Annotated in this window: 9 protein-coding genes and 1 pseudogene; 1 reads left to right on the plus strand and 9 read right to left on the minus strand. The window is 51.0% G+C overall.

The genetic code is table 11. The features are described from left to right. Together OK412_RS10140 and OK412_RS10145 are read right to left on the minus strand one after the other, a co-directional pair. Positions 1 to 1076: pseudogene (locus tag OK412_RS10140) on the minus strand (RHS domain-containing protein); the annotation flags it as partial. 48 nt (positions 1077 to 1124) lie between these two features. Then, complete coding sequence (locus OK412_RS10145; RefSeq protein WP_064691216.1) at positions 1125 to 1364, minus strand: hypothetical protein; 240 nt, start codon at positions 1362 to 1364, stop codon at positions 1125 to 1127. Positions 1365 to 1689: 325 nt separating this feature from the next. Between OK412_RS10145 and OK412_RS23525 the strand changes: the two genes are divergently transcribed. Then, positions 1690 to 1788: a SymE family type I addiction module toxin gene (locus tag OK412_RS23525; RefSeq protein ID WP_223265947.1), complete on the plus strand. Its 99-nt coding sequence runs from the start codon at positions 1690 to 1692 to the stop codon at positions 1786 to 1788. A gap of 46 nt (positions 1789 to 1834) precedes the next feature. Here the strand turns inward: OK412_RS23525 and OK412_RS10150 are convergent, their stop codons facing one another. The 7 genes from OK412_RS10150 to OK412_RS10180 all read right to left on the minus strand — a co-directional run. Beyond that, positions 1835 to 2122 carry a hypothetical protein gene (locus tag OK412_RS10150; RefSeq protein WP_029519555.1) on the minus strand — a complete coding sequence of 96 codons (288 nt, stop codon included), beginning with the start codon at positions 2120 to 2122 and terminating at the stop codon, positions 1835 to 1837. A 2-nt stretch (positions 2123 to 2124) separates the two neighbouring features. Beyond that, complete coding sequence (locus OK412_RS10155; RefSeq protein WP_264353138.1) at positions 2125 to 6516, minus strand: RHS repeat-associated core domain-containing protein; 4392 nt, start codon at positions 6514 to 6516, stop codon at positions 2125 to 2127. 3 nt (positions 6517 to 6519) lie between these two features. Then, positions 6520 to 6960, minus strand: a complete 441-nt coding sequence (locus OK412_RS10160; protein ID WP_083068286.1) for a DcrB-related protein — start codon at positions 6958 to 6960, stop codon at positions 6520 to 6522. Positions 6961 to 6977: 17 nt separating this feature from the next. Then, positions 6978 to 7823 (minus strand): hypothetical protein, encoded by an 846-nt coding sequence (locus OK412_RS10165; protein ID WP_264353139.1) that lies wholly within the window; start codon positions 7821 to 7823, stop codon positions 6978 to 6980. Between the two features lie 222 nt (positions 7824 to 8045). Further along, positions 8046 to 8762: a hypothetical protein gene (locus OK412_RS10170; RefSeq protein WP_264353140.1), complete on the minus strand. Its 717-nt coding sequence runs from the start codon at positions 8760 to 8762 to the stop codon at positions 8046 to 8048. Positions 8763 to 9189: 427 nt separating this feature from the next. Further along, entirely contained in the window at positions 9190 to 9969 is a 780-nt protein-coding gene (locus OK412_RS10175) for a hypothetical protein (RefSeq protein ID WP_089414274.1), read from the minus strand. A gap of 1 nt (position 9970) precedes the next feature. After that, positions 9971 to 12026, minus strand: a 2056-nt coding sequence (locus OK412_RS10180; RefSeq protein ID WP_264353141.1) for a type VI secretion system Vgr family protein, incomplete at its 5' end; no start/stop codon positions are given.

Genomic DNA, 12026 nt, shown 5'->3' on the forward strand with positions numbered 1-12026 from the left:
GCCCTGCATACGCAGGTTCTGCTCCACAACAGGAACACGCTGGCTGGACTCCCGCAGCAGCTTGCCCCACGGGCTGTTAATGCCTTCCCAGGCTTTTTGCCCTTCACCGTCAGTCAGCAGTTCCGGCATTCCGTTAGCAGCATTATGGAACCAGTAAATCTCCGGGCTTTCAACACCATCAATACGGGCCAGCGGCTCATAGCTCTGGCTGTCGCTGTAAACGTAGGTCAGCGGGATCCCGTTGTGGATTTCCTGCAGCAGGCGGTAGCCTTCCCACACAAAGCGCGTCGTGACGCCGTTCCCCGACGGTCTTCCCTGCAACAACTGCTGGCTGGTTTTACTGATGCGGCGCCCAAGCGGATCGTAGCGGAAACTCACCTTAGTGCGCGGCCTATTGCGGTCACGTGGCTCGCTGATCACATCCGTCAGGCGATGCTCACCATCATAGTGATAACGCCAGCGGGTGTGACCGTCATCTTTCTCAGTGGTACGGCCATGAATGTCATATTGCCAGCGAATACCGTTCAGTTCAGTGACGCGGTTATGCATGACATGCGCGGTAGTATGGCGATCCAGCGGGTTGCCTGCGCCATCCCAGCGCCACTGCTCATTACCCGGCTGCGCACCATCCTGAGACAACAGCCGCCCGGCGTTATCGTAGTTCCATAATGTCTGGCTGAACGGATTATCGTCGCGCTCTTCACGGATCAGGTTGTTGCCGTAATCGAAGTCGCGCCGGCGGGACCAGACGCGCGGTGCAGGTCGCTGTGAGTCACCCTTAAACACGTCACGGCGGCGCAGTCTGCCTAAGCGGTCATACTCACTGCGCATGGTCAGGCCGCCCTGCGTCCGGCTCAGCTCCCGATGCAGCGTGTCACGGGTAAATTCAGTGACCGGCAGGTTGTCTAATGCGATGCTCAGCAGATGGCCACTACCATAATAAAGCTGCTTCAGGTTGCGGCCATCCGGCAGCGCAGGGCAGTACAGTTGCCCAGCACGTCATACTCCCAGGCCAGTTCGCCCTGCTGGCTCCACTCCGTGTCCGACAGCGGCAGATACTGCGATACTTTACTCAGGCCCTGTCACCCTCATCAGGGTAGTGACAGCGATGAGTAAATGAGATTTTATTTATTTAAAATACTGATCAGTTGCAACACCTTTTGATATTCTTCTTCATCAAACTCACCATGAGCCAGATACCCACAAAAATTCCTGTACAAAAGCTCTAAATCAATATTTGAACAATTTTCATTTTTTAAAACATCCAATGCTGACTTATACAATTCCTTTCCTTGTGATTTATTTTTCCTTTCTACTAAGTCGATCAGTTCAATTAAAATTTCAATAGCTTTTTGTATATTCATATTATTAGAAACTCACTCTGTCTGTTCTAATTATCGTGGATTTTGCTAATTCCTTGATACTTATCAGTCCTTGATAGCCTCCGCCTTCCAGAACTTCCAATCTATTAGTACTTATTTGCGGAGCAGCAGTACCCTCAGTGACCCATGTTCCTTTTTGAGGTTTGAAGGTTGGAAGCAGTCAGGTAGAGGGACTAAGAAGAACAGATGCCGATGGCGTCGTTCCTTGACGCGATGTACTGCAGCACCAAGCAAAGCGCGTGCTGGGCTAAGCCGGTTTTAACTCGGTGATGAAAGGCGGGCACCCTTTATTACCGCTCAGTGCAGCATCGCGGGTAGGTGGCTGGCCGTGACGGGACTTGAGACCGGCCAGGCTGTTATCGTCCGAGGGGAGGCGGGCTGTCTTACACTGACGACGGGCGGATGAAGTTAAAAGCCGAAAGTATCATTCAGACCACCTCCGGCTTTTTTAACTATATTTCCTTATAAGCTTGTTCTGCATCGATAATTATAACTCCCAACTCAAGATCAAAAGGCCATTGATCAACTATAACCCTTGATATACCTATAACCCTTTCATTCTTAGGAGGAAGATTATCCGATTTAATTATCGTTAATATATTAGAAAAAGTTTCCTTAAATTTTGTAAGTTGAGATACGGAACTTACAGATAACACTTTTATATCTTGAGTGATAATAGCTTTCTCAAGCTCATCTATAGCTTTTTGTATCTTTACAACTGCTTTTTTTACTTTTGTCATTTTCATAAATCTAATAAGTTATTGAGATCAGTTATGTATTTTTGTATCTGCCCACCGGGCAAACCGACTCCCTGAGATGATGCCCTTCCTTCAAGAATGACAGAACCCGGCTTAACTTTAAACTGAGACACATTGGTCATCTGATTCCATTGTGTCTTCACTGCCAGGCTTTCTCGGGTAGCAGGGAATGTCTCAAAAATATATCTACCTCTCGCCTTAGCATCGACACCATCATAATATCTTAACCCGTATTCTGAGTCAGTCGCTTTACGAACTCTGATTGAATCTATTTCGAATGACTCCAACGTTTGCTTTCTAAATTTTCTCGGAGTGCCGACTTTTTTTAAATAAGCCGACGCATCCTTTACACCTTTATATGGATCTGACTTGCTGCGGCCCTTACATTTACTCAGCCCCAGCGGATCAATCCAGCTGAACGCGTTCGGGGCATACTGGTAAAGGTTGATCCCGCCCGCCAGCCCTATCGGATCCTGCTGGGTAAACCGTCCGCTGTCCGGGTCATAATAACGAAACAGATTGTAGTGCAGTCCGGTTTCCCGGTCCAGGTACTGGCCCTGCATACGCAGGTTCTGCTCCACCACAGGAACACGCTGGCTGGATTCACGCAGCAGCTTGCCCCACGGGCTGTTGATACCTTCCCAGGCTTTTTGCCCTTCACCGTCAGTCAGCAGTTCCGGCATTCCGTTAGCAGCATTATGGAACCAGTAAATCTCCGGGCTTTCCACACCATCAATACGCGCCAGCGGCTCATAACTCTGGCTGTCGCTGTAAACGTAGGTCAGCGGAGTGCCGTCGTGGATTTCCTGCAGCAGGCGGTAGCCTTCCCAGACGAAGCGCGTCGTGACGGCGTTCTCCGACGGTCTTCCCTGCAAAAGCTGCTGGCTGGTTTTACTGATGCGGCGTCCTAGCGGATCGTAGCGGAAACTCACCTTAGTGCGCGGCTTATTGCGGTCCCGCGGCTCGCTGATCACATCCGTCAGGCGATGCTCACCATCGTAACGGTAGCGCCAGCGGGTGTGCCCGTCATCTTTCTCAGTGGTACGGCCATGAATATCGTACTGCCAGCGGATACCGTTCAGTTCGGTGACGCGGTTATGCATGACATGCGCGGCACTATGGCGATCCAGCAGGTTGCCTGCGCTATCCCAGCGCCACTGTTCATTACCCGGCTGCGCACCGTCCTGAGACAACAGCCGGCCGGCGTTATCGTAGTTCCATAATGTCTGGCTGAACGGATTGTCGTCGCGCTCTTCACGGATCAGGTTGTTGCCGTAATCGAAGTCGCGCCGGCGGGACCAGACGCGCGGTGCAGGACGCTGTGAGTCACCCTTAAACACGTCACGGCGGCGCAGTCTGCCTAAGCGATCGTACTCACTGCGCATGGTGAGGCCGCCCTGCGTCCGGCTGAGTTCCCGATGCAGTGTGTCACGGGTAAATTCCGTGACCGGCAGGTTGTCTAATGCGATGCTCAGCAGATGCCCGCTACCATAATAAAGCTGCTTCAGGTTGCGGCCATCCGGCAGGGTTAAGGCAGTGCAGTTGCCCAGCGCGTCATACTCCCACGCCAGTTCGCCCTGCTCCCCCTGCTCAGCAACGATGCGGCCCAGCGCATCATACTTAAAGGTAATCTCCTGCTCGGCCTGCTGGCTCCACTCGGTGTCAGACAGCGGCAGATGCTGCGACACTTTACCCAGCTGGCCGCCGCCACTGTAGTGATAGCGCGTCTGGCCTTCCGGCGTGGTCCGCGCCAGCAGTTGCCCCGCACGGCTCCAGTGATAGCGATGGGTAATGGACTGAGGATGTCCGGCGGCAAAGGTGCGTGATACCGTGCGGCCCGCCGCATCATAGTCGTATCGCGTGGCAACGCCATCCAGCCCGACCTGGGCCAGCAACAGAGAATCTGCGCCCCACTCGAACTGATACTGCTCGCCGTTCTCGTTTTGCAGCGCCGTCAACCGGCCACGGCTGTCCCAGCTTCGCTGAACCGTCTCACCCTGTGCATTACGGTTGGCGATCAATCGCCCGACATTGTCGTAACGGAATTCACTGCGCTTGCCATCAGCCGATTCATAGGCCAGCGGCAGTCCGTTTTCACTCCAGTGCAACCGCTCTTCCCATCCTTCTGCGCGTTCCAGCTGAAGAGGACGGCCTGCTGCATCATAGTGATAACGGGTTTCTTCACCATCCGGCGCGATGACACAGCTGAGCCAGCCCAGGGGATGATAACGGTAGCGCGTGGTCAGCCCTGAACAGTCGGTTTCACGAATAACCTGGCCGGCATCGTTAAACTCACGGCGGTAGCTGTTACCTGCTGCGTCAGTCTCTTCGACAACCAGTCCGAACTCATCCCGCTGATAGAGCGTGTTTTGCCCGAGCGCATCAACAACGCGCTCAAGGCCGTGATGGGGATCGTAATAGTATTTCGTTGTGGAACCGTCTGCTCCGGCAACAACCGTGGGCAGCGAACGGTGTGACAGCCATTGCACCGCCTGCACACCACCGTCAGCATCCTTCTCTTCAACACGGTTGCCCAGATCGTCATAGGTGAAGCTCACCGCGTTGCCCAGCGGATCGATGCGACGCGTCAGGAGTTCGTTTTCATCCCACTCGTAGCGCCACTTCTCGCCGCGCTCGTCGATAAAACAGGTGATGAGGCCCGCGGCATTCCAGTGGTGTTCGCGCTGCTGACCGTCGTAGGTCGACACACGCGTGATGCCCGCCTCAAGATCGTAATGCATGTGGCAGCCATCACCGCTGTTGGTGCGGTTTTCTATAACGCGCCAGTGATCCAGCTTCTGCCAGCGATATTCACTCTCCAGCCCGCCCGGCAGTTGGTGCCAAACCATCAATCCATCGTCGTTGTAACGGAAGCGTCGTGAGACAACGCCTGCGGCATCAGTAACGCTGGTAAGCTGGCCCCGATCATTGTAGGTCCATCGCGCTAATGGCCAGTGCTGATCGCCATCAAAATGGCTGGCTGATGTCGGACGCCGCGCGTGCTGTTTGTCGTCGTAGTGCAGCGTGACGTCAATCGCCAGCGGCGCGTCATGGATACGCACCAGGCGGGCCTGTTCATCCCAGCCCATCTCCAGCGCATTACCGTACTCGTCGCTCAGTGAAGCCAGGCGCAGCACCTGCGGATCAGCGGCCGTGCGCCTGTAAAGACGCCATACCGCACCGTCGTCATCGGCAATGGCGATATCGCCAGACTCGTTGCGGCGCACCATCAGCCCTTCGCTGATGCTGTAGAGCACCTCTTTTTCACCGGGAACGTCAAAACTCAGTTCGCGCCCGTTGTCATCAAACCAGGTTGCCCGATTCCCTTCCAGCGTCAGGTAGCTGTCAAACACCGTGGCCCAGCCCTGACCAAACAGGCCAGCGCGCTGGGTCAGACTGTTATAGCTGCGCTGAAAACTGAGCGGGAAACGTCCTGGAAGGAAAAAATCGCGCTCTGCATCATCATTAAGGACTTTGACGCCGGTCGCCGCATGAACCGGAAACAGCGACGAGAAGGCCGCATTGATAGCCATGTCCGCCGCCATACCGCCCACGGCACCGGCCAGCGCGCAGGGCATGTTTTTGATGATCTGACTGGGGCGACCACGGATGAGGGAAAGGCCGATCATCATCACGGCCAGGCCTGGCACCTTGCCGCTTTTGATCTCTCTGACCGTGACGGTTTGACCACCAATGATGACATTGGGGGAAACATCGTCGCTCACGGTGGCGTCACAGGTGGTTTTATCCTTTGCGCGCACTGCAGGCTGGCCATTGATAAAGACGCTTTTCGATCCCTGAGCCAGATATTGCGGTGCGCTGTGTTTTTCACAGGCCACTTTGTCCTGCTCCAGCGGAGAGGTGCCCGCATCGGCGGAGGCTACCGTTGGCTGCCACATTGCACTGCCAAACTGGCCGACCGCAGAGAGCAACATGCCGCCATAGTCGGCGAAGCTCTGCGGCGATTGTGGTTCCGGTGGCGGTGTCTCGCCGGGCGTGAGCATCCCGGCCGCGCGTGCGGCTAAAAGACCATTAATATGCACATTCTCTGAACCGCTGGCGATCACACCGGCAGGTGACGGCGGGAATATCATGTTTCCCAGCCCATCGGCCGCTTTGCTGATCTCCTGTGACAGACCAACGGCATTGGCCAGTACACCACCCAGAATACCGCTGAGCAGGCAACTGTTACCCACGGCTGCTACACTCGCCGCTGCCGCCCCTGTACCCAGCAGGGGCGCTGCCGAGACGATAGCAGCACCCACTGCGGCACCAATGACGGCATAGGCCGCACCTTCCGCAACAATGCTTGTGATATCAGCGAAAATGCTGGAGTGAATGATCTCGTCGCCCACGCGGGCAGCAGGGTTATCCATAGGTTATGCTTTCCGTGGATTGTTCAGACTCAGGCTTTGTTTAAATGCACTCCAGCGCTGTCCATCCTCTTCATTGAATGGACGCATGGCTGAGAGCGTAAAAATCATTAAGATGTTGGTATCCGGGACCTGTGTAGCCAGCTGTTTCTGCCACACTGCCTGCCCGTTACGGTCAAATACGGTTTCAACTTCAACCGCGTGTAATGTGTTATCCACACCTGCCATCAAACGTACAAATTCAGTCTGCTGGATATGGCCCATCTGACTCCGCAATGTGTCCCACTGACGCTGGAACTCTTTTTCCGCATCACTGCCCTCAGAAATAACGCCACGGCTCACAACCCAGGCCAGCCCACTGGCTTCATCGCGGAGAATATTCATGGTGGTGTCCTGCCAGGCAGCCGGAAAAAGCGCAAAGGCGCCCTCATTGAATTGGTAATGCATATTGGGTATCCGTTTTATTAATTGTTTGTGGCGGGTGGAATAAGGCTATGGTATTCGCCATCAACGTTATCGGCATTAGTGAGTATCTGTGTATTATCACGCGCAACTTTAATGTCGAAAAGTCGATGCGTAATATCAGGATCGCCACCACAACTGGCGTCGTGATTATCTTCACGAACCGTAATAACAAAGAAACTTTCATCACTGCTGTCGTCGAGATCGTACCGCAGGCATTTCTCATCGAGGGTGGTCAGTTGCCAGGTATGAATTGCTTTGGTTGCAGCGCTGATAGCCTGGTCAGCGCTGATTTCGCTTTGCTCTGCCCCCATGTCTGTTTTCAACATGATGCAACTGACCTTTCCCTGGTCAATCTGAAACATCAACTGTTTCCCGCCAGACGGGTAGACAAGCCAGTGCTGATTATCACTGTTATCTTCTTTTCCGGGTCCATAGGCTTGCTGAACCTGTTCCAGACTATCGCCTACCTTTATATTTCGGGACGTCGGCACATTGGCATTTTCCAGTAGGATCTCAGCCAGAACCGTGTGGCTGGCATCTCCCACCGCCGCCGCGCTGAACAACTCAAAGCCGTCATAGCTATGCTGGAAGTAGTTGTACTGCTGGTTATTGATAGCCACTTCTCCGGCCATAACTGAACTCAGAGCCTTACCAGCCCGTACGAAGCTTTCATTGCTCCATGTGTCTCCGGGAGTGAAAGCATAGTCGTTTAGCAGAACGGAAAAATCGCCCTCGTTAAGGGCAGGAATGGTCGATTCCGTGCTGGATTCAGCCCTTGCAATGCAAGATAAAACCATGAGGACAGTCACAAATAAAATGCTGGCGAAATAACGATTTACAATCATTGTGTTTTTATCGGGGGTTGACAATAGAAAACAAGAAGGGTATTTAATCACTAAGAGCAACGTAATTAAAATCTTTTAAATTAAAGAAATCACTCACACTTCAACATTATGTGGGGTGGAGAGTACATATCACCACCCTAATAAAACCCATAACATTATTATAATGTCATTCTTATTACTTGAAATACAGTAAAAATCTCACTTGAGTGATAATGAAAATTATTATTCCCACTTGCCACCTTGATTAACAAGCGTTTTATTACCCTGTACCACCTTCAATTCAAGCGGATTAAAGCTCACAACATAATCTACACCGCTATTATTGAAAAGCATCCCTTCAGCTTTATTTGAGTTTACAGGTTGCGTAGTTTTACCTTCAAGAGTAATTTGTTTTCCATCTTTATTTCTGAGGCCTATGTATTTAACCTTATCACACACAGTATAAAAACCCCCACAGCTATTCAATAAAGTAATCGTAAAATCAGATGTAGACAAAACCTTCATATCTGATTTTAAATCCCCTTCACTAACATCTTTGTCAAGATTATAAGTTTTTGGCGCATAAAACTCCCCATTCTCAGGGTCTTTGATTAATTCCCATAAAACTTTATTATCTTTAAGTTCTAAATTTGCTTTACCCTTCACTCCGCCAAATGAAGAATCAAATTCAATCAAAGCATTTTTACCGTTTGCAGTACCTTTGAGATTGCTGTCATTATCATCAGGGCAATCTATTTTGTTTCCGCCCCTTGTCACATAACAATAACTACCCGTTATGTTATTATTATTCTGTTTTAACTTTAATGTTAGAGTGGAATATAATGATCCATTATCATTTTTCTCTTGCCCACTCCACTGACCAGTAAAATTATCAGAAGCAAACAAGGACAATGAAGAAATTGACAACAAAACCGCTAAGCTAAATCCAACTTTATTCATTTGATTAACCTTTAAAATCCAGACAATCATTAACCCTATTAATCCAGCCGTTAAGATTGGGTAAATTTAGAGTTACAGCGCCTGACTGAGCGAGTTGTCATCACGCTTTTCACAGATTAGGTTATTGTCATTGTCAAAGTTTTCACTTATCTGCGTGCCCGCCTGCTTCTGAGTTTAACTGCTACAATCTTCACCTAAAGCAAAACAATGATGATTAATAATTACACGAAAGTCAGAGGCATTTAGTTCAGTAGTGAAATAATCCGCCATTACACAATGAGCATAAAAAAATAACAGACAGCAGCACACCTAATCGAAAAATAAATTATATTTAAGATCTGCCACTTTAAAAATCCATTTATATATGATGTGCAAAAATCGTGTGTGATAGTGCGTAAAATTAGCACACCATCACACAGAAATTTAATTACTCGGAATCACTCTTCCATTTTCCGTCTTCAGATAGTACGATTTTATTATTAACAACAACAGTAAGATTACTAATTACATTATTGATAATATAGGTTGCATCATGATTACGGAATTTATAACTCAACACCGGGCAGGATGCTTGACCACAATCACTTTTCATGGCTTTGCCTTTTAATCTGACAACTGCCCCATCTGATTTCCTTACACCCTCATAACTAACGTCATTACACTCCGAACCCACAGGGCAAAGCGACGTTATTCTGATTTTGAATTTTTCCGTCTCGAAAACTTTCTCGCCATTGCTTTGCATTTCTTTTTGGTTTTTAGCAGGAGTAACTGACTGTTTTTTATCAAAACGCTTTGCCCAACTCGCAATATCTTCCTGCATTTTATTATTTGCACGATCATTGCTTACATAATGTATTTTATTATCTTCAGGCAGCATCCATGCAGCATACACTTTACCGTCAGGCTGTATAACAAATGCTGAAGCCTGCTCAAGATAAAGATCTTTTAACCAGCCCTCGACAAATATACCCCCCTTAGCTGTTTTGTGAGGCTCGCCAAATACATCAAAATTCTGGCTAAAGTCACTGTACTCGCTGCCTAAAACAGATTTTAAACTGGAAACTACTTTCTGGTCATTAAAAATAGCTGAAACACTATTCAGGTTATTATACTGAGAATAAGCCGTCTGAGTATCCGATGCTGTTGCAACACCTATTGAGCCACCTGTAAAAACAACCAGAAAAAATAACTTAATAAATAGATTCATTTCATTCACCTGAAAACTTCAAAAATTCAGCAGCTTCATTGGTATAGCGCTTAGTCAAACCGGTTGAATAATGATCCCACCAGTTATATGAAACACCATTTTTCACCGTAGTGGTTGAACCATATATAGCCTTGTCATAATTCAATCTGGCGCTGACAAGGTCATTTTGGAATTCAGAAGAACCCATTTTTTCAACATAGTCAATAGATTTTTCAGTGAGTTGTGAAGATTTGACGATATCATCACCACTCATAGAATTGAGTATAGCCTGAGCACCTCCCACTCCTCTCATGTGTGCTAATGACATAACGGCTGCTTGTTTTCCTGGATCACTAAAATTAAGCGCCCCGGCTTTTTGGGCTGTCTGGTTCATATATTTTGACACCACCTCAAATTCTTCATCACTCCCCTGACCATACTTCTTCCTGGCGGCTGCGATATCTTTATATGCAGGCCCAAATCCTTTTCTGAAACCGTACATTTCCGGAACACCGCCCTGTTCACCACCCGCTCCTTCTGACTTCATAATTGATCGAACAACACTGTCATCAAGTTTCTTAGCGTCATCCGAATTAGCGGTTTGTTTTAACGGTGCAGCCGCCCCTTTCGCCGGTGCCGCCGCAGCTTTTGGCGCAGCCGGAGCCGCCTGTCCTTTCTGTTTTGGCGGGAACAGATTCTCTAAGGCCTGGCTGATGTTTTGTTTATGACTGGATCCCGGTGCGCTTGTGCCCGGCTTGGCGCCATCCGTGTTCAGGTTCAGTTTGCCGCCAGAGGTGGTGATATGGCCATCGCCCTGCACGAAAATATTGAACCCCTTGCCCACAATATTAATCTGGCCGTTCGCATTCAGTTCGATAGCACTCTCTCCGCACTCAAGGCGAAGTTTAGTTCCCGAACCCACTACATAGGTATCGACCACCGCATCGAGTTTGCTCTTACCGGTCAGCCGCTCTTCGCCCCCTTTTACACCGTGGACACGGTTGGTTTCGACACGGTAGAGCTCATTGCCGCCCGCGTAATGGCTGTGATTGTTGGCGACTGAATGGCTGGCGTCATTTTTAACATGGGTATCCATGTTCTTCTGCGCCTGAATCCACAGATGTTCCTCACCCGCCTTATCCTCAAACCTCAGCGCGTTCGCGGTGTCCGCCGTGCCATCCTTCGACCGGCTCAGAAAGCCCATCTGCGTCGCCGCTGCCGGCAGCGCCCACGGCGGCATGCTTGCCTCGTTGTAAACCCGGCCGATGATCAGCGGACGATCCGGATCGCCGTTGATGAAGTCCACCACCACTTCGTCGTTCACTCGCGGGATCTGCACCCCGCCGAATCCCTGGCCCGCCCAGGCGCTGGAGACGCGCACCCAGCAGGAGCTGGTGTCATCGCCCTTCGCCAGCCGGTCCCAGTGAAACTTCACCTTTACCCGGCCGTAGCGGTCGGTCCAGATCGACTCGCCTTTGGGCCCCACCACCTTCGCGGTCTGCGGGCCGTGCGTTTTCGGCCACGCCGTTTCGGGCGGCGTGCGGTACGTCACCGACGACGGCAGCACCGTGAAGTGGATGTTGTGACGGCTGTCGCCGGTGTCGCCGCTGGCGTAACTGTTTTCGGCAAAGTCATAGGTCGCCGAGGTCACCAGATACTCGCCGTTGTCGCTGAAGTGCGGCGCGTTGATGATTGAGAAGGTAAAGCCCGGCGCGATGCCGGTTGCCGTGCCCGACCCGCTGACGCTGTGGTGCTCGGCCTGCCACACTTCCTGACGGATGCGCGCGTAGGACTCGCCGTGGCTGTGGTCGACAAAGTGGCCCGGCCAGTCGTAGACGTCCACCGAGCCCGGCACCGGCGACGCCGGATTCTGCCGCGCCTGCAGCATCCAGGCGTTCGGCTTGCGGAAGTCATAGTCGTCGGTGCTGTAGATGCCCGGCGTCACGCTCTCCGCCAGCGACCACTGGCTGATGCCCTCTTCAGTCACCACGCCGCCCGACGGGGTGACGTGATAGGCAATGGTCTCATAGCCCGGAAACGCCTGATGCTGGTCCGGCGCGTCACACAGCACCAGCGTA

Origin of the sequence: Pantoea sp. JV6 (assembly GCF_025910055.1) — a bacterium.
GTDB lineage: Bacteria > Pseudomonadota > Gammaproteobacteria > Enterobacterales > Enterobacteriaceae > Pantoea > Pantoea agglomerans.

Bases quoted from the DNA above. Each gene is read 5' to 3' on its own strand.
- OK412_RS10165 (WP_264353139.1), bottom strand. From the start codon at position 7,823: ATGATTGTAAATCGTTATTTCGCCAGCATTTTATTTGTGACTGTCCTC.
- OK412_RS10145 (WP_064691216.1), bottom strand. From the start codon at position 1,364: ATGAATATACAAAAAGCTATTGAAATTTTAATTGAACTGATCGACTTA.
- OK412_RS10175 (WP_089414274.1), bottom strand. From the start codon at position 9,969: ATGAATCTATTTATTAAGTTATTTTTTCTGGTTGTTTTTACAGGTGGC.
- OK412_RS10150 (WP_029519555.1), bottom strand. From the start codon at position 2,122: ATGACAAAAGTAAAAAAAGCAGTTGTAAAGATACAAAAAGCTATAGAT.
- OK412_RS10160 (WP_083068286.1), bottom strand. From the start codon at position 6,960: ATGCATTACCAATTCAATGAGGGCGCCTTTGCGCTTTTTCCGGCTGCC.
- OK412_RS10170 (WP_264353140.1), bottom strand. From the start codon at position 8,762: ATGAATAAAGTTGGATTTAGCTTAGCGGTTTTGTTGTCAATTTCTTCA.
- OK412_RS10155 (WP_264353138.1), bottom strand. From the start codon at position 6,516: ATGGATAACCCTGCTGCCCGCGTGGGCGACGAGATCATTCACTCCAGC.